Origin of the sequence: Salinirubrum litoreum, from assembly GCF_020567425.1 — an archaeon.
In the GTDB taxonomy this organism is placed as follows: Archaea; Halobacteriota; Halobacteria; order Halobacteriales; family Haloferacaceae; genus Salinirubrum; species Salinirubrum litoreum.
In genome coordinates this window covers 234,085-256,354 of record NZ_JAJCVJ010000002.1, presented here as the reverse complement: position 1 = coordinate 256,354, position 22,270 = coordinate 234,085, and the positions used below count along the sequence as shown (strand labels likewise).

The 22,270-nt window shown below is 67.1% G+C and carries 25 protein-coding genes; 15 read left to right on the top strand and 10 right to left on the bottom strand.

The genetic code is table 11. The features are described from left to right. Nucleotides 1–247: 247 nt before the first annotated feature. Complete coding sequence (locus LI337_RS09965) at nucleotides 248–421, bottom strand: hypothetical protein (protein ID WP_227229695.1); 174 nt, start codon at nucleotides 419–421, stop codon at nucleotides 248–250. 285 nt (nucleotides 422–706) lie between these two features. Here LI337_RS09965 and gcvT point away from each other — a divergent pair, with 285 nt between their 5' ends. After that, nucleotides 707–1,798 (top strand): glycine cleavage system aminomethyltransferase GcvT, encoded by a 1,092-nt coding sequence (gene gcvT, locus LI337_RS09960; protein ID WP_227229694.1) that lies wholly within the window; start codon nucleotides 707–709, stop codon nucleotides 1,796–1,798. Further along, entirely contained in the window at nucleotides 1,798–2,178 is a 381-nt protein-coding gene (gcvH, locus tag LI337_RS09955) for a glycine cleavage system protein GcvH (protein WP_303645250.1), read from the top strand. Before gcvT ends, gcvH begins: the two co-directional genes overlap by 1 nt. A 6-nt stretch (nucleotides 2,179–2,184) precedes the next feature. Here gcvH and LI337_RS09950 read toward each other — a convergent pair whose 3' ends face one another. Continuing rightward, nucleotides 2,185–2,784, bottom strand: coding sequence for a hypothetical protein (locus LI337_RS09950; protein ID WP_227229693.1), 600 nt, complete (start codon nucleotides 2,782–2,784; stop codon nucleotides 2,185–2,187). A 364-nt stretch (nucleotides 2,785–3,148) separates the two neighbouring features. On the opposite strand from LI337_RS09950, the gene gcvPA reads away from it, so the two are divergent. Next, nucleotides 3,149–4,471, top strand: coding sequence for an aminomethyl-transferring glycine dehydrogenase subunit GcvPA (gcvPA, locus tag LI337_RS09945; RefSeq protein ID WP_227229692.1), 1,323 nt, complete (start codon nucleotides 3,149–3,151; stop codon nucleotides 4,469–4,471). After that, the gene (gene gcvPB, locus LI337_RS09940; RefSeq protein WP_227229691.1) at nucleotides 4,468–5,925 is read left to right on the top strand and encodes an aminomethyl-transferring glycine dehydrogenase subunit GcvPB; all 1,458 of its coding nucleotides are present in this window, start codon (nucleotides 4,468–4,470) and stop codon (nucleotides 5,923–5,925) included. The genes gcvPA and gcvPB overlap by 4 nt, the downstream gene beginning before the upstream one ends. Nucleotides 5,926–6,679: 754 nt before the next feature. Here gcvPB and LI337_RS09935 read toward each other — a convergent pair. The 5 genes from LI337_RS09935 to LI337_RS09915 all read right to left on the bottom strand — a co-directional run bounded on the left by LI337_RS09935 (nucleotide 6,680) and on the right by LI337_RS09915 (nucleotide 10,424). Next, entirely contained in the window at nucleotides 6,680–6,841 is a 162-nt protein-coding gene (locus LI337_RS09935; RefSeq protein ID WP_227229690.1) for a DUF7838 family putative zinc beta-ribbon protein, read from the bottom strand. Nucleotides 6,842–7,266: 425 nt separating this feature from the next. Further along, nucleotides 7,267–7,632: a cupin domain-containing protein gene (locus LI337_RS09930; protein WP_227229689.1), complete on the bottom strand. Its 366-nt coding sequence runs from the start codon at nucleotides 7,630–7,632 to the stop codon at nucleotides 7,267–7,269. 56 nt (nucleotides 7,633–7,688) lie between these two features. Then, nucleotides 7,689–8,231, bottom strand: a complete 543-nt coding sequence (locus LI337_RS09925) for a heme NO-binding domain-containing protein (RefSeq protein ID WP_227229688.1) — start codon at nucleotides 8,229–8,231, stop codon at nucleotides 7,689–7,691. 161 nt (nucleotides 8,232–8,392) lie between these two features. Then, on the bottom strand, nucleotides 8,393–8,887 hold the full coding sequence (locus tag LI337_RS09920; protein WP_227229687.1) for a hypothetical protein: 495 nt from the start codon (nucleotides 8,885–8,887) through the stop codon (nucleotides 8,393–8,395). Nucleotides 8,888–9,035: 148 nt separating this feature from the next. Further along, nucleotides 9,036–10,424, bottom strand: a complete 1,389-nt coding sequence (locus LI337_RS09915) for an NAD(P)/FAD-dependent oxidoreductase (protein ID WP_227229686.1) — start codon at nucleotides 10,422–10,424, stop codon at nucleotides 9,036–9,038. A gap of 129 nt (nucleotides 10,425–10,553) precedes the next feature. Here LI337_RS09915 and LI337_RS09910 point away from each other — a divergent pair, with 129 nt between their 5' ends. Continuing rightward, entirely contained in the window at nucleotides 10,554–11,999 is a 1,446-nt protein-coding gene (locus LI337_RS09910) for an FAD-binding oxidoreductase (protein WP_227229685.1), read from the top strand. 40 nt (nucleotides 12,000–12,039) lie between these two features. Here LI337_RS09910 and LI337_RS09905 read toward each other — a convergent pair whose 3' ends face one another. Both LI337_RS09905 and LI337_RS09900 read right to left on the bottom strand, forming a co-directional pair. Beyond that, on the bottom strand, nucleotides 12,040–12,249 hold the full coding sequence (locus LI337_RS09905) for a TOBE domain-containing protein (RefSeq protein WP_227229684.1): 210 nt from the start codon (nucleotides 12,247–12,249) through the stop codon (nucleotides 12,040–12,042). Nucleotides 12,250–12,307: 58 nt separating this feature from the next. After that, a complete protein-coding gene (locus LI337_RS09900; protein ID WP_227229683.1) occupies nucleotides 12,308–13,381 on the bottom strand; it encodes a phosphotransferase family protein in 1,074 nt (357 codons plus the stop codon). Nucleotides 13,382–13,774: 393 nt separating this feature from the next. On the opposite strand from LI337_RS09900, the gene LI337_RS09895 reads away from it, so the two are divergent. The 9 genes from LI337_RS09895 to ndk all read left to right on the top strand — a co-directional run bounded on the left by LI337_RS09895 (nucleotide 13,775) and on the right by ndk (nucleotide 20,068). Then, a complete protein-coding gene (locus LI337_RS09895; RefSeq protein WP_227229682.1) occupies nucleotides 13,775–14,953 on the top strand; it encodes a tubulin/FtsZ family protein in 1,179 nt (392 codons plus the stop codon). Further along, on the top strand, nucleotides 14,922–15,716 hold the full coding sequence (locus tag LI337_RS09890) for a hypothetical protein (protein WP_227229681.1): 795 nt from the start codon (nucleotides 14,922–14,924) through the stop codon (nucleotides 15,714–15,716). The genes LI337_RS09895 and LI337_RS09890 overlap by 32 nt, the downstream gene beginning before the upstream one ends. Nucleotides 15,717–15,755: 39 nt before the next feature. Next, complete coding sequence (gene cofC, locus LI337_RS09885) at nucleotides 15,756–16,490, top strand: 2-phospho-L-lactate guanylyltransferase (RefSeq protein ID WP_227229680.1); 735 nt, start codon at nucleotides 15,756–15,758, stop codon at nucleotides 16,488–16,490. 84 nt (nucleotides 16,491–16,574) lie between these two features. Then, a complete protein-coding gene (cofG, locus tag LI337_RS09880; protein ID WP_227229679.1) occupies nucleotides 16,575–17,789 on the top strand; it encodes a 7,8-didemethyl-8-hydroxy-5-deazariboflavin synthase subunit CofG in 1,215 nt (404 codons plus the stop codon). A gap of 317 nt (nucleotides 17,790–18,106) precedes the next feature. Further along, nucleotides 18,107–18,574: a DUF6789 family protein gene (locus LI337_RS09875; protein ID WP_227229678.1), complete on the top strand. Its 468-nt coding sequence runs from the start codon at nucleotides 18,107–18,109 to the stop codon at nucleotides 18,572–18,574. A 209-nt stretch (nucleotides 18,575–18,783) separates the two neighbouring features. Further along, nucleotides 18,784–19,146, top strand: a complete 363-nt coding sequence (gene rpl7ae / locus LI337_RS09870; RefSeq protein ID WP_227229677.1) for a 50S ribosomal protein L7Ae — start codon at nucleotides 18,784–18,786, stop codon at nucleotides 19,144–19,146. Between the two features lie 6 nt (nucleotides 19,147–19,152). Beyond that, a complete protein-coding gene (locus tag LI337_RS09865; RefSeq protein WP_227229676.1) occupies nucleotides 19,153–19,377 on the top strand; it encodes a 30S ribosomal protein S28e in 225 nt (74 codons plus the stop codon). Between the two features lie 2 nt (nucleotides 19,378–19,379). After that, nucleotides 19,380–19,607, top strand: a complete 228-nt coding sequence (locus LI337_RS09860; protein WP_264474991.1) for a 50S ribosomal protein L24e — start codon at nucleotides 19,380–19,382, stop codon at nucleotides 19,605–19,607. Next, nucleotides 19,604–20,068, top strand: coding sequence for a nucleoside-diphosphate kinase (gene ndk, locus LI337_RS09855; protein WP_227229675.1), 465 nt, complete (start codon nucleotides 19,604–19,606; stop codon nucleotides 20,066–20,068). The genes LI337_RS09860 and ndk overlap by 4 nt, the downstream gene beginning before the upstream one ends. Nucleotides 20,069–20,305: 237 nt before the next feature. Here the strand turns inward: ndk and phoU are convergent, their stop codons facing one another. Next, the gene (phoU, locus tag LI337_RS09850; protein WP_227229674.1) at nucleotides 20,306–20,977 is read right to left on the bottom strand and encodes a phosphate signaling complex protein PhoU; all 672 of its coding nucleotides are present in this window, start codon (nucleotides 20,975–20,977) and stop codon (nucleotides 20,306–20,308) included. A 131-nt stretch (nucleotides 20,978–21,108) separates the two neighbouring features. On the opposite strand from phoU, the gene LI337_RS09845 reads away from it, so the two are divergent. Next, nucleotides 21,109–22,236, top strand: coding sequence for an Ig-like domain-containing protein (locus LI337_RS09845; protein ID WP_227229673.1), 1,128 nt, complete (start codon nucleotides 21,109–21,111; stop codon nucleotides 22,234–22,236). Nucleotides 22,237–22,270: the final 34 nt, after the last annotated feature.

Below are 22,270 nucleotides of genomic sequence, written 5' to 3'. Positions count from 1 at the left end.
TCGTGGAGAAACTTACTACGCTCATAGTAAATACTTCGGGCGACGGTGACTTATAGCTTTGGGTCGTAGTTCTCCGTCACAGTCGCTCGGAGGTGCCTTCTTCTCTCCATCTCTTCTTCTCCCAGTCTCTCAGTCTCCCCGTCTCTCTTTCTCTCCGCACGACGTCGGAGTCACCCGGTCCACTCTCCCCAACTCCGGGGACATCGCAGTCGCTCTCGACTGCTGTGGCCACCGAGAACAGACGCGCCTACGACTCCTGCGGATCGGCCTTCGGTGCGGCGGCGGGTTCCTCGGCGCGGTGCCCGTAGTGGTCCGCGTGGTTGATCCAGAACTTCCACGCCTCCTGCTTGTCGGCGAAGACCCACGGTTGGTTACAGCTACTGCACTCGACCACGAACTCCGACCCCTGCTGACGGCTCATAGTTACTCTCTCGAACGAAGGCGTCTTAATCCGTTAGGAGCGTTTTCTACAGCTGAAAACGCCTCTCGTCCGACTTTCACCAGTAGGTTGAAACTGGCTCAATCGACAGACGAAGGTCGGCAGTATCCCACAAATAACCCAAAGTTGTCACGTCTGTCACCGAACCACACGGTGGCCTCGATCCGTGTTTTCGGGAGGGAGACGCCTCTTGTCGGCGAGTTCGCCGCCAGCGGTGACGCCGGCCGACATACCAAAGCATTTTGTGCGGAAAGCCGACGTTCGAGTATGGCCCTTCGGAAACCGCCGTTACGGGAGCGACACGCCGAACGCGGGGCGAAGTTCACCGAGTTCGGCGGGTGGGATATGCCCGTCGAGTTCGACTCGATCCGCGAGGAGCACACGGCCGTCCGGGAGGCGGCCGGCATCTTCGACGTGTCCCACATGGGCGAGATAGAGGTCGCGGGTCCCGACGCGACCGCGCTCATGCAACGGCTCACGACGAACGACGTGACCGCGCTCTCGCCCGGTGACTCCCAGTACGCGGCGATCACCGACGCGGAGGGCGCGATCATCGACGACACGGTGGTCTACCGACTGCCGACCGACGACGCGAGCTACCTGTTCGTCCCGAACGCGGGCCACGACGAGGAGATCCACGACTGGTGGATCGACCACCGCGACGAGTGGGACCTCGACGCGACGGTCCGCAACGCGACCGACGAGTACGCCATGTTCGCGGTCCAAGGCCCGGACGCACCGGATCTCGTCGCCGAACAGACCGACGCACCGATCCGGAACCTCTCGAAGTTCGAGGCGCAGTACGCCGATGTCGCGGGTGTGGACTGCTGGACCGCCCGGACCGGCTACACCGGCGAGGACGGTTACGAACTGCTCGTGCCGACGAGCGAGGCCGAGACGGTCTGGGACGCCGTCGACTGCCAGCCCTGTGGTCTCGGCGCGCGCGACACGCTCCGTATCGAGATGGGCTATCTCCTCTCCGGACAGGACTTCGACCACGAGTCGAACCCCCGGACGCCCTACGAGGCCGGCATCGGCTTCACCGTCAAACTCGACACGGAGTTCCTCGGGCGGGACGCACTGGAGGCGGCCCACGCTGAGGGCGTCGCGGAGAAGTTCGTCGGTCTCACCCTGTTGGATCGGGGTGTCCCCCGGACCGGCTACGACGTGACCGACGAGGACGGCCACGTCGTCGGCACCGTCACCTCGGGGACGATGAGTCCGACGCTGAACGAACCCATCGCCCTCGGCTACCTCCCGGCGGACCACGCCGACCCCGGCACGCGCGTCCGGGTCGTCGTGCGCGGCCAGCAGAAACGCGCGAAAGTTGTGACCCCACCCTTCCTGGAGGACTACTGATGTTCGACGTACCCGACGACACACACTATCTGGACTCACACGAATGGGCACGACGCGACGACGGCACCGTCCGCGTCGGAATCAGCGACTTCGCGCAGGACGAACTCGGCGACGTGGTGTTCGTCGAACTCCCCGGCGTCGGCGACGACGTCTCGGCCGGCGAGACGTTCGGCGTCGTCGAGTCGATCAAGGCCGTCTCGGACCTGTACGCACCGGTCTCCGGCGAGGTCACGGCCGTCAACGACGACCTGTTCGATCAGCCGGAACTGGTCAACGACGACCCCTACGGCGACGGCTGGATGCTGGAGGTCGCCCTCGCCGACGAGAGCGAACTCGACGACCTGCTGTCGGCCGAGGCGTACCGCGACCAGATCGAGTAACGACCCTCAGTTCTCCCCGTCTGCACTGCACGCGACGAGCTGTCGGCCCGCGCTCTCCCGTGGGTCGGTCTGTCTGTCGGCCGTCTCGGCGCGGTAGACACCACCGTCGCCGACGAAGTAGCTGGCGGCGTAGTCGTACCGCTCCACTCGGCGGTCGCCGTCGCCCTCGTCGATCACGACGAACACTCGCATCCTGCCGGTGGCGCGGAAGCCCTGGTCGACCGCGACAGGTTCGAAGGCGTCGAGCGTCTGCACCCTCACCCCGGTCACCTCGGAGTACTCGCCGACGGCACGGTTCCACGCGAACGCCGTCTCGAACTCGCTGAGGAACGCCGTCACCGAACTGGTCGTCGGTGCTGCGGGGGGCGATGGATACGACTGCCCCTCGACAGCCGCGTCGGTCGGCACTGCTGGACGCGTCACGTCGGCCGGGTCACAGCCCGCCGACTCGGTCGTGGTCTCGTCCGGCGTGGCGGTCGTCTCTCCGGAGTCGTTCGTGTCACCCGCTCGGCTGTCGGTCCCCGAGTCACCACCGGTCGTCACCCCGCTACAACCGGCGAGCGTCACGGCGGCCCCGACGAGGACGGTACGTCGTGGGACTCCCATACCGAACGTGTCGTGTGCGAACCGCTTCGTAATCCGGTGCCTACCAGATAGCTCTCTCCCGACAGCGAGCCACTACACCGGTGCGTCTGCCGCCAGTCTGGCACTACGCGGACGCCCGTGGCGATAGTCGGTCTCTCTACGGAATCGTCTGCCACCAGTCGGCCACTCCGCAGACGCCCGTGCCGACAGTCGGTGCCTACGGAGTTACGCAACTACCTCCCTCGCCGACTGCGTAAGGCTTAGTCTCGGTGAGTCCCGTGATCGAAGTACCCACGATGCATCTCTCCCGTAACACGCGCGTCGGTCCGTCCGCCGGGGGACGACCGACGGCCGCAGTCCGTACAGACGTACCCGGAGCCGACAGATGAGCGGCACACCCTTCGCACCGCACACGCCAGCCGAGACGCGGGCGATGCTGGACGAGGTCGGTGCCGAGTCGGAGGCCGACCTGTTCGACATTCCCGACGGTGTCGGCTTCGACGGCGTGTTCGACATCGCGCCGCGCACCGAACGCGAGATCAGACACGAGGTCGCCGAGATGCTCTCGCGCAACGACGACCTCGTGGAGTTCATGGGCCGGGGGCACTACGATCACTACGTCCCCTCGCCGGTGGACCACCTCGCGGACCGGTCGGAGTTTCTGACGAGTTACACCCAGTACCAACCCGAGATCACGCAGGGCTTCCTCCAGGTCCTGTTCGAGTACCAGTCGATGCTGGTCGAACTGACGGGGCTGGGCGTCGCCAACTGCTCGATGTACGACTCGGCGACCGCACTCGCCGAAGCCGCCAGACTCGCGGACCGCGTTCGCTCTGCCTCCGGATCGACCGTGCTGGTCCCCGACAGCCTCAGAGACGGGAAACGCGCGGTGCTGGACAACTACGTCACCGGCTCCGACCTGACGGTCGCGGAGTACCCGACGAGCGAGGGCACTGCGGACGTGGACGCGCTCGCCGACCTCGCGGACGCGGAGACCGTCCTCGTCTACGCCGAGAACCCGACGGTTCGGGGCTGTATCGAGGAGCGACTGACCGACATCGGCGCGCTGGCAGACGAGAACGAGGCGCTGTTCTGTCTCGGGACCGACCTGCTCGCGCTGTCGCTCCTGCAGGAACCGGCGAGCGTCGGCGCGGACGTGGTCGTCGGGAGCGCGGGGGCACTCGGGATGCCGACGAGCTACGGGATGGGACTCGGTATCTTCGCCACGCGCGAGGACTACCTCCGGCAGGTGCCCGGCCGACTGGTCGGCGCGAGCGAGGACGGGCGCGGTAACCGCGCCTACACGCTGACGCTCCAGACCCGCGAACAGCACATCCGGAAGGAGCGCGCGACGAGCAACATCTGCACGAACCAGGCGTGGGTCGCACTCCGGACCGCGATGCACGTCGCGCACCTCGGACCCGACGGGATGGTCGACCTCGCCGAGGACTGTGTGCGCTACGCCCGTGACCTCGCACACCGGATCGACGAGGTGGGCGGCCTGCAGGCCCCCGTCGACGACCGACACCACTTCCGGGAGTTCGTCGTCTCGACCGACCAGCCGGCACCGGCGGTCGCGGGCGACCTCGCCGAGGAGGGGTACGCGGTCCACGTCGTCGGCGAACACGAGATTCAGCTCTGCGTGACGGAGACGAACGTCGGGGCCGTAGATGGACTCGTCGCGGCACTCGCGGAGGTGGGGCCGTGACGGACTACGACCAGGCCCGCTGGCAGACCGGCGACGGGCGGTACGAGCCACTGCTCTCGGAGAAGGACACGACGCGCGTGGAGATCGGCGGTGCGGGTGACGGTGGCGACGAGTCGGGAGACGACGACTCCCCGCTTCCCGACGAACTCACCCGCGACTCGCTGGAACTGCCGGCCCTCTCGGAACCGGAACTCGCGCGCCACTACACACGGCTCTCGCAGATGAACTACGGCGTCGAGTCGGGCCCGTATCCCCTCGGCTCCTGCACGATGAAGTACAACCCGTCGTTCACCGAGGACGTGGCCGCCGATCCGAACGGGGCGGTCCACCCGGACCGGGACGACGCGACCGTCGAGGGGTCGCTGGAACTCCAGTACCGACTGCAGGACTACCTCGGGCGGATCGGCGGGATGGACGCCGTGACGCTCCAGCCACCCGCCGGTGCGGCGGGCGAACTGACGGGTATCCTGATCGCGAAGGCGTACCACGAGGCGCACGGTAACGACCGGTCCGAGGTGATCATCCCGGCGAGTGCCCACGGGACGAACTTCGCCAGCGCCGCGATGGCGGGCTACGACGTGGTCGAACTCCCCTCCGGTGACGACGGGCGCGTCGACCTCGACGCACTGGACGCCGCCGTCGGCGAGGACACGGCCGCGCTGATGCTGACGAACCCGAACACGGTCGGGTTGTTCGAGCGCGACATCGAGACCATCGCCGAGATGGTCCACGACGCCGGTGGCCTGCTGTACTACGACGGCGCGAACCTCAACGCCCTGCTCGGCCGCGCCCGGCCGGGCGACATGGGCTTCGACATCATGCACTACAACGTCCACAAGACGTTCGCCACGCCCCACGGCGGCGGCGGGCCGGGTGCCGGCCCGGTCGGTGTCGTCGCGGAACTCGCCGACTACCTCCCCCGCCCGCACGTCCGGGAGAGCGACGCGGGCTACGAACTGTACGACCCCGAGTCGTCCATCGGCAAACTCCACGGCTTCCACGGCAACTGGCTGGTCCTCGTGAAAGCCTACGCCTACATCGCCCGCCTCGGCGACGCTGGCCTGCGCGACGCCAGCGCGAAGGCGGTGCTGAACGCGAACTACCTCGGGAGCCAGTTGGACTACGACATCCCGTACGGTCCCTTCCACCACGAGTTCGCCGCCAGCACCGGTGAGCAGGACGCGGCCGACGTCGCGAAGCGGATGCTCGACTACGGGGTCCACCCCCCGACGACGAAGTGGCCTGAGATGGTGCCGGAGGCGATGCTGACGGAACCGACCGAGGTGGAGTCCCGCGAGACGCTGGACGACCTGGCTCGCGCGTTCAACGCGGCCGCCGGCGAGGACGACGCGACCCTCGCCGACGCACCGCACGCGACGACCGCCCGGCGCATCGACCAGGTGTCTGCCGCGCGGACCCCTCGACTGTCGTGGCGCGCGCTCGACGACGAGTAAGCCGCACCTTCTCGCTTCACCTCCTGTCTTCGCAGGTCTCGACCCCCTGAGCGACCGCGCTGTCTCTGGACCGACCGTCGTGGGCGCTCTGTACGAGTGACGGTAATTTGATATAGCGATATACAATTTACACGCCGGCTCTCGCGGCGACGACAGATCGATGAATCTCGATCGGAGCGGACTCACGAGCGAATTTCGGGGTGGTTGCCGCTACTGCTGTTCGATACGGATGCCCGACGCGGCCGGCGCGTGCGCGAGCAACAGCGTGCGAGGTCTTCGTGAGCCTGCGAACGAAGGCTCGGAAATCGAAGATTTCCGGTGGACGCGTAACGCACCCGGCTCGCCCCGTGTGGGCGAGCCAACGTGAGTAGCGCAGTCGGCTGCGGAGGCTCGTGGCTCGCACGATTGCTGTGCGGGTGCTGGCGCAGGTGCCGTTCCGAACGCGAGCATCAGTAGCGTCACTGCCACAGTCGAAGGGGACAGGACAGTCGTAGTCGAGTCGTGTCGATCACTCGCAGTCGGAATCCCCGCAGAAGGCGAAGGTCAGCACTGCTGTCGTCCAGTCCGGAGACATCCCAACTTCGTCTTCCGACGACCACCCTCCGAGTCGAGATCGCGTCACGCCGGCCCGCCGGTCAAATTCCCGAGATCTCCCCGCCGACACGCCGAGCTGGCCGCCGATCCACTCCGGAGAAGGGGTATATAATCCGACGAGTTCGTTTATAAATAGCTCCGAACGCGCCGTGCCGACCGATCAGGCCGTGCTGTCGATGCCGTTGATCTGGATGAGACCGAAGTCGCACTCGCTGCACCGCCACTTGATCTTCGTCCCGAGGTGGAGCTCGGTACTGGCCGTCCGCCAGAACTGCTTCGACCCGCCGCAACTCGGGCAGTCGTGTTCCATCTCTAAGCTCATACGAACGACTGCGGGGCGGTCGGTTTTGAAGATGTTGGTTCCACAGAGCCGAACCGCTGTCTCTCCACCCGTCGCTGTGGCCGCCGAAAGCCGGGATTCGACCGGCGATAAATCGTATGGCGCGATACAAAATCTCCACAGCCGGGATCTGACGCTCTCGCGACCACCGCCCCTGTCAGTCTCGTTCGTTTCGATGCAGACGTCTTCACACCCCGAACCCACGCTTCTCGAAAGAGAAGTCGCGTAACAGAACCGTCCGTCGACCCGGACGTGACCGACTCCACGCTGACAGTCCGACTCGCACAGCCTCGCCTCCTCACGGCCGGTGTCGAATTGTCGTCTCCTTCCGTGCCGTCTGCGAACTGCTGATCGCGGGGTATCTGGTCGTCGTCCGCTTCGGCCGACCGACGACACTGCGGCGGAGGTCAGTCGATCCGGTTCAGTTCCTCCCGCGTCTCGTCGCTCTCGACGTTGCCCGTATTCCGCGTCTCGCGTGGCTCGAACAGTAGAATCTCGCTCTCCTCGTCGGCGACCGGCCGGTGTTCGACACCGCGTGGGACGACGACCATCTCGCCCGCCGTGAGTTCGATGTCGTCTCGGTCCCTGAGTTCGATTCGCAGTTCGCCCGAGTGGACGAAGAACAGTTCGTCGGCGTCGTCGTGGTGGTGCCAGACGAACTCACCCTCGACCTTGGCGAGTTTGACGGCCTGTCCGTTCAGTTCGGCCGCGAGGCGTGGCTCCCAGTGGTCGTCGAACGACGCGAACGCGTCTGCGAGTGAGACTTTCTCCACGTGAGCGTGCAGGTGGCCGGGACGCTTCTACCTGTGGCACCGGGACCGACGCCGACTCACGACGACGGTCGCACGACCATCTCACACGCGCCCGCGCCGTCGTGCATACACTGTCGTTCCAGCACCGACAGCGACTGCCCGTAGGCGTCGCCGACACCCGCGACCAGCCCTCTCCCGAGAGCACACAACTCCCGATCCGACCGATAGTCGATGACGACCTCCGCTTCGCCGGTGCGCTCGCAGGCCAGTTCCGGCGGTTCGACCTCGTCGTCCTGCATCCGGAGGACGGTGTGTATCTGTGTCTCGATGCGTTCGAGCAGGTCGAAGACGCTCCAGTCGTCGTCGATCTGTGCGCCGTACATCGTCAACAGCGACCCGGCGAGGTACTCGCCGAACGCCTCCAGCAACTCGGGCACCGGGACGTCGGTCGCTTCGCTCGCGGCCGCGACGATGGCGAGTGCCTCCTCGTCGGGGTACCGACTCGTCGGCAGGTAGAGCCCCGTACTCGTGTCGGCGCTGTCGAGAATCGACCGCCACGCCTGCTCGCTGTAGGTCTCTGTGACGAACGACTTCAGTTCGGTGAACACGACGCCGTGCATCGTACGGTGGTCAGACCGGGGGCTGAAAGCTGTTGGGGAAAGAACACGACAACGATCCGAGAAACAATCTACAGTGGACACCGGCGGAGACGACGGTGGACGAGGCGGTCGGGCGTGGGTCGCGGTCGCCCTCCTCTCCGACCGCTCGGTGTCCGGAGAGTTCAGCCGAACAGGCCCGACGCGAACCGGAGCACGTCGATGATCGTGGTCGTGACGGCGTTCGTGATGCCGACACCCTTCAGTTGGACTTCACCGGTCTCGATCTTGGTGGCGAGTTCGTTCACCGGGTCCTGTGCGTTCGCGATGTCCTCCATCGCGGAGAGCGTCGTGACGATCTTCAGCGTCGGGTCGGGGTGTTCACCGCGCTGGAGGCTGGTGATCTCCTTCTGTCCGTTGGTCTCCATGCGGTAGTAGACGGTGTTGCCGGCGTCGTCGGAGATCTCGGCGGTGATCCGCGCGTTCTCCAGCAGGCTGTTCCCGATCGGCAGGTCGAGACTCCCGGCGCGTTCGTTGTACGGTTCGACCATCGTCTGCATCTGTGCGAACAACTCGTCGGCCCACGCCGGGTCGTCCGACTGGGCGACGACGGTGCCCGGCACCGCCGAGGTGACGACGAACAACGCGAGAAGCATCGTGAGAACACGTGAAGTGTGCATAATCATACGAAAGAAGACATATAGCGACTTAAGCGTTTGGGCCGATACATCAGGTTCTATTGCGCTCGTACGGCACTCTGTCTGTCGGTTTCGAACGAATAGACAGACGCTTGAGAGTATCCCGGGAGCGTCTTCCGTCGGCTTCCTGTCAGACGGTGTACTCCGACTCGTGGAGTTGGACGTAGCGGTCGCCGCGGAAGCCGAACTTCCGCCACCGATACGTGCCGAGGAGTTTGATCGCGTCCACACCGGCGGCGAGTTTCTGGTCGAACATGCGGTAGCCGTCGCTTCCTGCCAGCATCTCGTTCGCGGTCCCGAACACCCAGTCCCAGTCGTCCGGGCCGTAGTCGTGAGCCATGTCCGCCATCGTCACGTTCCGGACGAGTTCGTCCCCGATGGCGCGTTTCCACGCGGGGTTGTAGTTCGACGTGTCGCCGGCCGCCGCGAGTCGCCCGGCGATCTTGCCGGTCCGGACCGCGACGTGGTCGCCGCCCTCGTGGAACGCCGAGGTGGTCCCCATCGCGCCCCCGACGACGCAGATGCCGGCCGCCGCCGGCGAGTCGATCGGTCGCGTCGAGGAGATGGGGTACGTCTCGGTGCCCTTCGACTTCCCGCGATCCTCGACGACCGGGAAGTCCTCCTCGATATCGTACTCGTCGCCGTACTCCTGTTCGAGCAGTCGCCGGATGTACTCTCTGCCCTGCGGGATGCGGTCGTCGTCCGGCCGGAGCAGTTTGTACTTCTCTCGCTCCCGCACGTCGTCGATGTCCATCCCGATGGGCATCGTCAGGCCGACGCGACAGACCTCGCCGTCGTTCGGGAACACCCACGGGTAGGCGGTGTGACCAGGCATGTGGCCCCACCAGAAGACGATGGCGTCCTTCACGGTCTCGAACACCTCGGGGGGGAAGCGCCGGTACTCCTGGTACGCGATGTGGTTCGCGCGCGTGGAGGCGAGTCGCTCCGAGGCCTTCGCGTCGTCCGGGAGGAACCGGTCGAGGACCTTGTTCGTCACCGTGCGCTGTGGCCCGTCGGCGAGGATCAGGAAGTCCGCGCCGATATCCTCGCCCGTCGCAGTTCGGACGACGTGGCGGGGATCGGAGCCCACGGCGTCGAGTCGGTGGTCTACGTCTCTCACCGTGACGCCGACCCGATACTCTGCCCCGGCGTCCTCGGCGCGCGACCGGAGGAAGTCGTCGAACCGGGCGCGGTTCATCGTGTAGCCGAAGTGGTCGTACGAGGCGTCGATACCGGTGCTGTGCAGGGTCGCCGTCTCGGTCGGGCCGACGAACTCGGCACGGTTCAGTTCCCGGAGGAGGACACCGTCTGGGAACTCGTCGGGGTGGATGCCCATGATGTCCACCCAGTAGTCGAGGATACCGGCGGCGTCTGTCGAGTCCGGGCCCAGTCCCTCGCGGTCGGCGCGCGGGACTCCCTTCTCCACGACGAGTGCCGAAGCACCGCCGTCGGCGGCCGCTCTGCCGGCGGCGGCCCCGGCGGGACCTCCGCCGACGACCGCAACGTCTACTCGCTTCATACACCGTATCGGTCCGTGCCGTGCTATTAAAGACCCGGAACTGTCCGGCGGTCGTCACCGCTCGCACTCTCGTCTGCGTCGACACCTGCGGGCCACGGACTTATGCCGGTCCGCGTCGCGTGTCGTCGTATGACACACGACCTGTCGTTTCTCGACGACCTCACACTCGACGGGACGGTCTCGACCGGCGAGTCACACCGGGCGAGTCACGCGGGCGACTGGGGCACACCCGAACGCGACGAGGTGCCGCCGGACGCCGTGGTCTGGCCCGAGTCGACCGACGACGTGTCGGCGGTGCTCGCGGCCGCGACCGACCACGACGTGCCGGTGACGCCCTACGCCGCCGGCACCGGACTGGAGGGGAACGCCACGCCGGTCCACCGGGGGATCAGCCTCGACCTGACACGGATGGACGCGATACTGGACGTGCGCCCCGACGACTTCCAGATCGACGTGCAGGCCGGCGTCGTCGGGTCGACGGTAGACGAGACGGTCGCTCCCGAGGGACTGTTCTTCCCGCCGCTTCCCTCCTCGGGCGACTTCTCCACGATCGGCGGGATGATCGCGACCGACGCCTCGGGGATGCAGACGGTGAAGTACGGCGAGGTGGCCGACTGGGTGCTCGAACTGGAGGCGGTGCTGGCGGACGGGTCGGTGATCACCGCCGGGAGCAAGGCGGTCAAGACCTCGTCTGGCTACAACCTGAAAGACCTCCTCGTCGGCTCCGAGGGGACACTCGGGGTCGTCACGCGCGCGACCCTGCGACTCGCCGGCATCCCCGAACAGCGCCGCGCCGGCAGAGCACTGTTCGCCGATCTGGCCGACGCGAGCGAGGCGGTGGCGGACGCCATCCGGTCGGGGGTGGACGTGGCGAGTATCGAGTTGATCGACGCCACCAGCGCCCGGATGGCGAACGCCTACACCGGCACCGACCTCCCGGACGCGCCGACCGTGTTCCTGCGCTTTCACGCCGATCACGGCGTCGACCGGGAGATCGACTTCTGTCGGTCGATCTTCGAGCACCACGACGCGACTCACTTCGAGATCGCCGACTCGGAGGCCGAGATGGCCGACCTCTGGCAGGCCCGGAAGGACCTCGCGTACGCAGTCCAGTCGTGGGACCCCGACCTCGAACCGCTCCACCCGGGCGACGTGACGGTGCCCATCTCCCAGTACCCCGCGATCATCCGCGAGGCGAAGCGTCTCGCGGACGAACACGACCTCCTGATCCCCTGTTTCGGCCACGCGGGCGACGGGAACCTCCACTACTCGGTGCTGGTCGATCCCGACGACGCCGACCAGGTCGCACTCGGCGAGGAGGTGTCGGCGACCATCGTCGAGCGAGCGATCGAGATGGGTGGGACCGCGACCGGCGAACACGGCATCGGCACCGGCAAGCGGGAGTACCTCCTCGCGGAACACGGCGAGGCGTCGGTCGAGGCGATGCGTGCGATCAAGCGCGCGCTGGACCCGACAGACACGCTGAACCCGGGGAAGATATTCCCGGAGACGATCGACGGGGAGCGCGTCCGGGCGGTCGACGCTGGCGTCGATTCGGGCGCAGACCCGTCCTGAGGAGACCCCACCCCTGAGTGACCCGACGCCGGGCGTCGGCTCACTCGGTCTCGATCATCACTTCGGTCGCCTTCACGACCGCCGAGACCTCCTCGCCGACCGCGATGCCGAGTCGCTCGACCGAGTTCGCGGTGATGATCGCCGTCACTTCCTGTCCGTCGCCGGTCTCGACGACGACCTCGGCCATCAGCCCGTCCGTCTGGACCGACGTGACCGTCCCTGCGATCCGGTTGCGTGCGCTGAGTGTCATACGAACGACCTGACGACGCGAGCCGAGATAAACAGTCGCCTCCGCTCGTTCCGGCAGGTCAGTCGGCGTACCGGTGCTCGCCGGCCAGCAGTCGCTCGGCGTCGGTTCGCAGGCCCTCGGCGACCGCTTCGCCCGTCCCCTCGGGCAGTTGCGGTGCGAGCAGGTCGAAGTCGATCTGGACGCGCATCGACGCCAGTAGGTCGTACAGCGGTCGCGGCTCCGCCACCCACTCGACACGGTCGGGTGCGACCGATCGGTAGCCGGCCAGCATCGACTCGCGGACGAGCGACTGCCGGTCCGGCACCGCCTCGATTCCGGCGAGGTAGCGCCCGCCGTAGATGTACTCGGCGTAGTGGAAGTCGAACGCGGGCGCGACCGCGAGCGTGTACGCCCAGTCGAGCATCGCCCGCATCTCGCCGGTCTCGGCGTCGAGCAAGAGGTTGTGCAGGCCGTGGTCGTTCCGCCCGAGCACCGGGTGGGCTGGCTCCGCCACCGTCGGCAGGCGGGACTCGGCCCACGACCGAAGCCGTGGCGTGAGGTCGCCGAACCGCGAGTCCGCGTGCCGGTCGAGTTCGCTGTCGAGCCACGCCTCGAGCCACTCGTGCCACGAGTCCGGACCTCGGACTGCGAGGTCGTCGACGCCGCCAGTCGGTCGCTCGCCGGCGTACGACCGTGTTCTCGCGGGGCGAACCAGTCCGAACGAGTCGACCGCGTCGACGGCGTGCAGTTGGCCCAGTGCACTGCCCGTCTCGCGGGCCAGTCTGGCGAGTGCGTCGTCCGAGAGCCAGCCGACCTCGGCGTAGTCGAGCGCGTCCCCACCGAGCGCCGAACTGACGTAGTAGGGCGTCGGCAGATCCGGGTGGTCGTCCACGACGCCGTGAACCGTCGGGACGGGCACGTCGGTCCGGTCGGCGAGCAGGGTCGTGAGGCGGGCGTCTGCCGGGATGCCGCCGTCGTCGGCCTCCGGTGCGAGTTTGAGGAACCAGTCGGTCGTCTCGCCCTCCCGCGTGACGGTCACGGCGAAGACGGCAGACCGACCGCGATCCACGGCGTCGACCGTCTCGACCGACACGGTCGGATCGACGACGGCGACCTGTTCGCGGACGGTCGCCGCGCTTGGGTCGCGGGTCACGGTCGGGCGTCGTGTGCCCTCGTGGTAAGCGTTCGGGGAGTGTGAGACGCGACCACACTCGTCGGGGTGACGTCTCCGGACTCCGCCGTTCGTCCACTCCCGTGGTCGCCGACTGGCGTGTCGCCGGCGCGCCCGAGGCGCGCGCGAGCAGTCGGGCCGATCGCAGGACGTACCCCATGTTAAACGATACCGCCGAACACACCTCTCGGGTGAAATATAAACACAGCTATACCTTCGCGGCTGACGCCCGTCTGACGCTGTAATGTCGGCCTAAGAACTCGGCGCTGTCGTGCGTTTTTCGACCTTAAACGGGGGCTTTCCGACACTCGGGATACACAAGGTTTATATCCGTTTTCGTACTGGGTTTCACGCAATGGCGAGGGGAACGGAAACATGAAACTGGCGATGATCGGATTCGGGCAAGCCGGGGGAAAGATCGTAGACAAGTTCGTGGAGTACGACCAGCGACACGGCAGCGGCATCGTCCGCGCCGCAGTCGCGGTCAACACCGCGAAGGCGGACCTCATGGGGTTGGAACACATCCCCGACGAACAGCGTGTCCTGATCGGGCAGTCGCGCGTGAAGGGCCACGGCGTCGGGGCCGACAACGAACTCGGCGCGGAGATCGCCGAAGAGGACATCGACGAGGTGCAGGGGGCGATCGACGCCATCCCCGTCCACGAGGTGGACGCGTTCCTCGTCGTCGCCGGTCTCGGCGGCGGGACCGGGTCGGGCGGTGCGCCGGTGCTGGCGAAGCACCTGAAGCGCATCTACACCGAACCGGTGTACGGCCTGGGCGTCCTGCCGGGGAGCGACGAGGGTGGCATCTACACGCTCAACGCGGCACGGTCGTTCCAGACGTTCGTCCGCGAGGTGGACAACCTGCTCGTCTTCGACAACGACGCGTGGCGCAAGACGGGCGAGTCGGTCCAGGGCGGCTACGACGAGATCAACGACGAGATCGTCAGACGGTTCGGCATCCTGTTCGGTGCCGGCGAGGTCGAAGCCGGCCAGGAGGTCGCCGAGAGTGTCGTGGACTCCTCGGAGATCATCAACACGCTCAACTCGGGCGGCGTCTCGACGGTCGGCTACGCCTCCGAGGAGGTCGAAGAACAGCAGTCCGGCGGACTCCTGTCGCGGCTGACGGGTGGCGAGGAGAACGACAGCCTCGACACCGCCCACACGACCAACCGCATCACGAGCCTGGTCCGGAAGGCCGCCCTCGGTCGGCTCACGCTTCCCTGTGAGATCGAGGGCGCAGAGCGCGCCCTGCTCGTCATGGCCGGGCCGCCGCGTCACCTGAACCGGAAAGGCATCGAGCGCGGGCGGAAGTGGCTGGAGGAGCAGACCGGGTCGATGGAGGTTCGCGGTGGCGACTACCCCGTCACCGGCTCCGGCTTCGTCGCCGGCGTGATCCTGCTGTCGGGCGTGACGAACGTCCCCCGGATCAAGGAACTCCAGCAGGTCGCGATCGAGGCACAGGACAACATCGAGGAGATCCGCGAGGAGAGCGAGGAGAACTTGGAGAACCTGGTAGACGATGGAGAGGACGAACTCGAGTCGCTCTTCTGAGTTCGTCGCGGTCCTCGCCGTCGCCGTCCTCCTGCTGTCGGCGGTCGCCGTCCCAGTGGCGGCCGTGTCGGTCGCGGAGGAGGACGTGCCGAGCGACGCCGAGGTCGGGACTCAGGTGAGCGCCACGATCACGCTGAACGAGTTGTACCAGAACCCGCAGTTGGAGCAGTGGCGACTCTCGGGTGAGACCGACCTGCAGAACGTCACCTGGACGATGGTCTACTACGACCAGACCGGCGCGAAGGTGAGCCAGGAGTCCATCGACGGGCAGAACGTCACCGGGGGCAGTATCTCGGCCAGTGACGGCGTCAGCGAGGTCGAGGTGACGATCACCGGCACCGTGCCGGCGGTCGAGGAGTACACCTACGACCCCGAAGAGGAGTTCACCTTCGCCGCGCTCTCACAGACCCGCGAGGGTGGCTCCAGCAGTGAGATCGACTCGTGGGCCACCCACCACTACACCGCCGACAGTCAGGACGCCCGCGAGGCCATCGACGCGGCCGGTAGTGCCCTCGACGACGTGAGCAACGAGGACGCGCAAGGCGACTACGAGTCGGCCGTGGACGCCTACGAGGCCGGCAACTTCGACAACGCGGTCACGCTCGCAGAGCGCGCCGAGGAGAAGGCGAACTCTGCTGAGCAGAGCCAGCAGACGACCCAGTTGATCCTGATGGCCGTCGGTGGGCTGCTGGTCGTCGGACTGCTGGTCGGTGGCGTCCTCTACTGGCGCTCCCAGCAGGACAGCTACGACAAACTCGGTTGACCCGACACGCCTAACCGTTCGGTTCCCCTCCACCTTTTCGTGCGTGTCGTCGTCCCCTACGCAGTCGATCAGCCGAAGACGCGGCTCTCGGCAGTCCTGTCGCCAGCCGAGCGAATCGCGTTCTCCGAAGCGATGTGCCGGGACGTTCTCGACGCGATCCGACAGGTCGGCGAGACGCCGGAACTGCTGGCGACCGCGCCGGTCGAGTTCGGGGACGACGCCGGGCCGACCGGCGACACCTCTGATCCCCATGCAACGCCCGTCACCGTGGACGACCGACCACTCACCACTGCCGTCAACGGCGTCTTCGAGGAGACACTGACAGCGACCGCAGACGATCCACGAACAGCCACGGCGAACGAGACCGCCCACGAGTCGGCGACCGACCGGCGGGAGGGAGCCGACGCGGTGGCGGTCGTCATGGCCGACCTCGCGCTGGCGACGCCGGAGAGCCTGGAACGACTGTTCGGGGCCGAGAGCGAGGTGGTCGCGGTGCCGGGTCGCGGCGGCGGGACGAACGCCCTCGTCGTTCGCCACCCCGACTTTCGCGTGGACTACCACGGCGCGTCGATCCGGGACCACCGACGTATCGCCCGCGAGGTCGGCGCGGAGTACGCGGAAGTCGACTCGATGCGACTGGCGACCGACGTGGACGAACCCGCAGATCTGGCGGAACTGCTCCTGCACGGTGAGGGTCGAGCGACCGACTGGCTTCGTGACGCTGGCTTCGAGGTAGACGTGACCGACGGGCGAGTCGGCGTGACGCGGTCGTGACGTCGGCGCCGAGACCGACGGCGCGGGTCGAGTGAACTCGCCGGGAGTGACAGGCTTTTGTCGGCCTACGCCCGAGTCGGGTGTATGTTCCCGGCCAGCGAGGCGTACGGCGTCGACGTCGAGGTCGACGAGACCGAAGTCGAGCGCCTGCTGTCGGTCACGCCGGCCGACGCCGACCCCGCGCCCGAACTCACCTTCTCGCGGAACGTCTTCCTCCCCCTCACCACCGCCTGCCGGTACACCTGCACCTACTGCACCTACTACGACGTCCCCGGCGAGGCGACGCTCATGTCGCCCGAGGAGGTCCGCGAGACCTGCCGCCGGGGTGCCGACGCCGGCTGTACCGAGGCGCTGTTCACCTTCGGCGACAAGCCCGACGCCCGGTACACCGCGATCCGCGAGCAACTGGGCGAGTGGGGCTACGGCGAGAGCGACACGGCCATCTACGGCTACCTGCGGGACTGCTGTGCAATCGCCATCGAGGAAGGACTGCTCCCGCACTCGAACCCTGGCGACCTGACGCGCGAGGCCTTCGAGACGCTCGCGCCGGTCAACGCCAGCATGGGCGTGATGCTGGAGACGACGGCCGACGTGCGCGCCCACTCGGGGGGCCGGCGGAAGACGCCCGGCCAACGACTCAATACTATCGAGACAGCCGGCGAGGTCGGCGTCCCGTTCACCACGGGCATCCTCGTCGGCATCGGCGAGTCGTGGCGCGACCGCGCGGAGAGCCTGCTGGCGATCCGCGAGTTACACGACCGGTACGACCACGTGCAGGAGATCATCGTGCAGAACGTCGTCCCGAACGAGCGGTCGGACTTCGAGCAACCCTCGGTCGAGACGATGCGCCGGGTCGTGGCGATGGCGCGTACCGCCCTGCCCGACGAGATCTCGGTGCAGGTGCCGCCGAACCTCTCGCCGACGCGCGAGTTGCTGGACTGCGGCGTCGACGACCTCGGCGGCGTCTCGCCGGTCACCGACGACTACGTGAACCCGGAGTACGCGTGGCCGGCACTCCGGGAACTCGTGGACATCGCCGACGACGCGGGGGTGCCGCTGTACGAGCGACTGCCGGTGTACGACCGGTACCTGCCTGAGGAGTTCCGGCGGGCGGACTTCGCGGGGCGGGTCGCCGACGCGCCGCCCTCGGCCGGTGAGGCAGATTCCGATGGCTGGCTCGCCGACCCGATTCGGTCGGCGCTCTCGGCGGAGACGGTCCACGGCGAGCGGTTCCGCGGCGTGGCGCGCCGGGACGGACCACTCAGCGTCGAACCAGCAGGCGCGCGAGAAGCGCGGTGACGGTCGCCACGACCGCCAGCACCGCACCGGGCGCGCGGGCCCGACAACTGCGGGACGCGCTTCCTGACGAGCGTGTCCCACTGCCGGACGGCGGGCACGCTGTCGGTCGGTCGCCGGAGGACGTTGCACACCTCCCTCTGTAGTTCACTGGGGAATCTCGACGACGCGGCCAGCGGGAGGCTGTCGGCGGTATCGGGTATCGACGCGAACAGCCGGCACAGATTGCCGGGACTACTACATAACCCTATCCCCGGCGTGCGGGGACCTCGCCCGTCCGAGATACGACTTTTGCCGAATCTGCGGTACTCTCTCTTGCTATGAGTTCCCAAACGGCAACCAGTGCGGTGACGGCGACGGAACAGGGCGTGTGGAAGGGCGGTGTGGTCGCCGGGTTGGCCGGCGGCGCGCTGATGGGTGTGTTGCTCTCGGTGCTGATGACGCCGGTGATTCAGGTCGCCATCCCGTCGATGTACGGACTGTCCGGCGGCGCGATGGGCTGGATCGTCCACATGGGTCACTCGGCGATCCTCGGCGTGGTGTTCGCTGGCGTGGCGACTGCACTGCCGCAGTACACCGACTCGACCGCGAAGACGGCGGTCGTCGGTGCTGGCTACGGAGCCGTGCTGTGGGTCGTCCTCGCGGTCCTGGTGATGCCCCTCTGGCTGTCGGCCGTCGGCTCTCCGGCGAACCCGCCGTTCCCCAACGTGAACGTGATGAGCCTCGTCGCGCACCTCGTCTACGGCGTCGTGCTGGGTGCGGTCTACCCCGCCGTCGAGTCCTCGTGAGCCGGACCGATAGACACACTGACACGCTCTCGCGGCGAACCCCGGTGTGAGCCGGTATCGCACGCCTGCAGTGGTTTGAAAGCGCTTTTATGGGGTGGGAATTTACTGAGTCGTACAACCTGCTCGCGGTTGATGATGCGCCTCGCCGACAGGGACCGTTCCACACGGACGGCGAGGACGCTGGAGCCAGCGAGCGGGGAGGGAAACCAATGCCAGTCTACGTCAACTTCGAAGTCCCAGCCGACCTCGCCGAGCGCTCTCTCGAAGCGCTGGAGGTCGCCCGAGACACAGGTAGCGTGAAGAAAGGAACGAACGAGACGACCAAGGCCGTCGAGCGCGGTAACGCCGATCTGGTCTACATCGCCGAGGACGTCCAGCCGGAGGAGATCGTCATGCATCTCCCCGAGCTGTGCGACGAGAAGGGAATCCCCTTCGTCTTCGTCGAGACTCAGGACGAGGTCGGGCAGGCCGCCGGGCTGGAAGTCGGCTCGGCCGCCGCCGCCATCGTCGACGCCGGCGAGGCCGAGGACGATGTCGAAGATATCGGCTCGAAGGTCGAGGAACTCCGATAAGCCACCATGAGCGCAGAAGAGTCCGCCAGCGACTCGACGCCCGCTGAGGTCATCGAGATCGTTGGCAAGACCGGGATGCACGGCGAGGCCATGCAGGTCAAGTGCCGGATCCGTGAAGGCTCGAACAAGGGCCGGATCATCACGCGCAACGTGCTGGGCCCCGTCCGCGAGGGCGACGTGCTCCAGCTCCGCGAGACGCAGCGTGACGCCGACTCCATCGGAGGCCAGTAACGATGCCACAGACGCGACAGTGTGACTACTGCGGCGCGGACATCGAACCCGGCACGGGGACGATGTTCGTCCACACCGACGGCACCGTCACGCACTTCTGTTCCTCGAAGTGCGAGAAGAACGCCGATCTGGGTCGGGAACCCCGCGAAGTCAACTGGACGGAGCAGGGTCGCCGAGCCAGCGCGGCCGCCAGCGCGCGCGAGCAGTCTCGCGAGGAGCGTGACGAGTGAGCGACTCCGAGCGCACCTTCGTCATGGTCAAGCCGGACGGCGTCCAGCGCGGCCTCATCGGCGAGATCGTCTCCCGCTTCGAGGATCGCGGCCTGAAGCTGGTCGGCGGCAAGTTCATGCAGATCGACGAGGAACTCGCCCACGAGCACTACGGCGAGCACGAGGGCAAGCCGTTCTTCGACGGTCTCGTCGACTTCATCACCTCCGGACCGGTCTTCGCGATGGTCTGGGAGGGGCAGGACGCGACCCGTCAGGTCCGCCGCATGATGGGCGAGACCGACCCCGCCGACTCCGCGCCGGGCACGATCCGGGGCGACTTCGGTCTCGACCTCGGTCGGAACGTGATCCACGGCTCCGACCACGCTGACGAGGGCGCGAACGAGCGCGAGATCGATCTGTTCTTCGACGACGCGGAACTCGTCGACTGGGACCAGATCGACGCCGAGTGGCTGTACGAGTAAGTAATCGCTCGACCTTCTCTCGTTTTCGACTCGACTAGTGACGACTGTGGCGCTCGAATTCTCTCGTTCGTGAGCGATCTCGATGTGAAGTCGGTCGTGAACAACTCAGCTGAACCTGTCGCGGACGACACACGCAACTGTGTCCCCGCCACGAGTGGATTCGACCGAGTTCTCTGCGTCTCATCGGGGAACCCAATTCGCGCTCCGACCAGAAAACCTCGTTCCGGAGTCGACCGCTTAGTACAGTAGTTCGTCGTCGTTCTCGACCATGTACAGCGTGCGGGCGGCGATGTTGACCGCGTGGTCGCCGACACGCTCCAGGTCACGGATCGTCAACAGGAGCCGCGAGATGTCGGTCATCAGCGCCTCGGTCTCGCCCTCGTCGGCCTGATCGCGCTGGATCAGGTCGCGGACGACCGTCTCGCTGGCGGTGCTACAGAGGTCGTCGACCACGTCGTCCCGGTCCGCGACCGCGTAGCAGGTCTCCACGTCCTGCTCGGCGTACGCGAGCATCGCCTCCTCCAGCATGTCGAGCACCGCGTCGCCGATGCGCTGGACGTCCACGTCCGGGAACACGTCGTTCTCTGCGTCTTTGGTGTACTTCCCGAGGTTCGTCGCCAGATCGGCGATGCGCTCGAGGTCGGTGATGATCTTGAACGACGCCGCGATGAAGCGCAGGTCGCCCGCGACCGGTTGCTGGAGGGCGAACAGGTCGATACAGTCGCTCTCGAGTTCGAGGTACATCCGGTTGATCTCGCCGTCGCCCTGGATGACCTCCTCGGCGAGGCGGTCGTCCTTCTCCTCCAGTGCGGTCAACCCGTCACGCAACCGTTCTGCGACCAGTTCGCTCATGTAGAGCACGTCGTCCCGAAGTTCGTCGAGACGATCCTGATACTGCTGTCGTGGCATACTCTCCGGGTTCTCGATGCTGATACGAATGGCTGTCGGTCGCGTCGGAATCGGGAGATGTGGGGTCGTCTCGGGACCGATATATACACCTCACGATCAACCTACAAGTCCGTGGCGTCCCTCCGGAGACCATGGACGACACGCCCGGCGGCCCACCCCGCCGGCGACTGCTCGCACTCGTCGCCGGCACCGCCGGACTGTCTGGCTGTGCCGGGCTGTTCACCGCCGACGCCGACAGACGGCGCGACGAGGAGCGACCCGGCGACCGGTCCACCCCGCTCTCGGGGACGCCGAACCGCCCCTACGAGGCCGACCGGGGACCGACGCTCGACGACCCCGGCGGACTGGTCGTCCGGAACCTCGCGTCCGGGAGCCGCTATCTGACCGTCGTCGTCACCGGCGACGAGCAGGACGTGTACGTCGAGAGCCGGCGTGTCCCGGCCGGCGAGAGGTTCGCGGTCCTCGACCTGATCGGCGACCCCGGCGAGTACGGCGTCGTGGTCGAGACCGCAGACGGTCGGCGAGCGAGCTACGACTGGACCGTCACGACCGACCTCCCCGACCTGTGGGTCGATCTGACGCCCGCGATCAGCTTCCACCGGCCGTTTCGGTGTCTCCGCGACTGTGGCTCGCTGGCGGCCGTCACCACCCCGCCGCCGGCGACGTTCCCGACCGCCGTCTCGCCGGCCGGCCGCCGCGACCGCACGCCCGCACTCTGGCTGGACAACGACGCCGACGAGTCCCGGTCTGTTCGCCTCCGGATCGCAGACGGCGACGAGACCCTCTTCGCCGCAGAGTACGACCTCCCGCCGGACGCGCGGGCGGTCGTCCCGGTGTCGGGTCGCCGCCGCGCCTACCGGGTCGAACTCGCGACCGAGGCGGGCGAGAGCAGCGAGGAGTGGGTTCCCCGGCTCCGCCGGACACTGTACGGCGTGGTCGGCGGGTCGCCCGCCTTCCGGTGTGGTCTGACCCCGCACGACCTGGTGATCGACAACGAGACGACCGACAGTCGGACCGTCTCGGTCGCGGTCACCGCCGGCGGCGTCGGCGTCTTCGACAGGTCGGTCACGCTCTCGCCCGGCGAGGCGCGCAGACTCCCCTCGGCGGTCGACCCACGCGGCACGCTGAGCTTCGAGGTGACGACCGACGACGGCCCGCGCGAACGCTACGACTGGCGTTTCTGTGCGCCACGTGGCCCCATCTCGATCACCGTCGGCGAGCGTGGTATCGACGTGACCGTGACGCCGAGTGGTGGCTAACTCGGGAGAAACAGACGGGAGAGAACAGCCAACT

Excerpts from the sequence above, each read along its gene's own strand:
- LI337_RS09965 (WP_227229695.1), bottom strand. The coding sequence starts at position 421 with ATGAGCCGTCAGCAGGGGTCGGAGTTCGTGGTCGAGTGCAGTAGCTGT.
- gcvT (WP_227229694.1), top strand. The coding sequence starts at position 707 with ATGGCCCTTCGGAAACCGCCGTTACGGGAGCGACACGCCGAACGCGGG.
- gcvH (WP_303645250.1), top strand. The coding sequence starts at position 1,798 with ATGTTCGACGTACCCGACGACACACACTATCTGGACTCACACGAATGG.
- LI337_RS09950 (WP_227229693.1), bottom strand. The coding sequence starts at position 2,784 with ATGGGAGTCCCACGACGTACCGTCCTCGTCGGGGCCGCCGTGACGCTC.
- gcvPA (WP_227229692.1), top strand. The coding sequence starts at position 3,149 with ATGAGCGGCACACCCTTCGCACCGCACACGCCAGCCGAGACGCGGGCG.
- LI337_RS09935 (WP_227229690.1), bottom strand. The coding sequence starts at position 6,841 with ATGAGCTTAGAGATGGAACACGACTGCCCGAGTTGCGGCGGGTCGAAG.
- LI337_RS09925 (WP_227229688.1), bottom strand. The coding sequence starts at position 8,231 with ATGCACGGCGTCGTGTTCACCGAACTGAAGTCGTTCGTCACAGAGACC.
- LI337_RS09920 (WP_227229687.1), bottom strand. The coding sequence starts at position 8,887 with ATGCACACTTCACGTGTTCTCACGATGCTTCTCGCGTTGTTCGTCGTC.
- LI337_RS09915 (WP_227229686.1), bottom strand. The coding sequence starts at position 10,424 with ATGAAGCGAGTAGACGTTGCGGTCGTCGGCGGAGGTCCCGCCGGGGCC.
- LI337_RS09910 (WP_227229685.1), top strand. The coding sequence starts at position 10,554 with ATGACACACGACCTGTCGTTTCTCGACGACCTCACACTCGACGGGACG.
- LI337_RS09905 (WP_227229684.1), bottom strand. The coding sequence starts at position 12,249 with ATGACACTCAGCGCACGCAACCGGATCGCAGGGACGGTCACGTCGGTC.
- LI337_RS09895 (WP_227229682.1), top strand. The coding sequence starts at position 13,775 with ATGAAACTGGCGATGATCGGATTCGGGCAAGCCGGGGGAAAGATCGTA.
- LI337_RS09890 (WP_227229681.1), top strand. The coding sequence starts at position 14,922 with ATGGAGAGGACGAACTCGAGTCGCTCTTCTGAGTTCGTCGCGGTCCTC.
- cofG (WP_227229679.1), top strand. The coding sequence starts at position 16,575 with ATGTTCCCGGCCAGCGAGGCGTACGGCGTCGACGTCGAGGTCGACGAG.
- LI337_RS09875 (WP_227229678.1), top strand. The coding sequence starts at position 18,107 with ATGAGTTCCCAAACGGCAACCAGTGCGGTGACGGCGACGGAACAGGGC.
- rpl7ae (WP_227229677.1), top strand. The coding sequence starts at position 18,784 with ATGCCAGTCTACGTCAACTTCGAAGTCCCAGCCGACCTCGCCGAGCGC.
- LI337_RS09865 (WP_227229676.1), top strand. The coding sequence starts at position 19,153 with ATGAGCGCAGAAGAGTCCGCCAGCGACTCGACGCCCGCTGAGGTCATC.
- LI337_RS09860 (WP_264474991.1), top strand. The coding sequence starts at position 19,380 with ATGCCACAGACGCGACAGTGTGACTACTGCGGCGCGGACATCGAACCC.
- phoU (WP_227229674.1), bottom strand. The coding sequence starts at position 20,977 with ATGCCACGACAGCAGTATCAGGATCGTCTCGACGAACTTCGGGACGAC.
- LI337_RS09845 (WP_227229673.1), top strand. The coding sequence starts at position 21,109 with ATGGACGACACGCCCGGCGGCCCACCCCGCCGGCGACTGCTCGCACTC.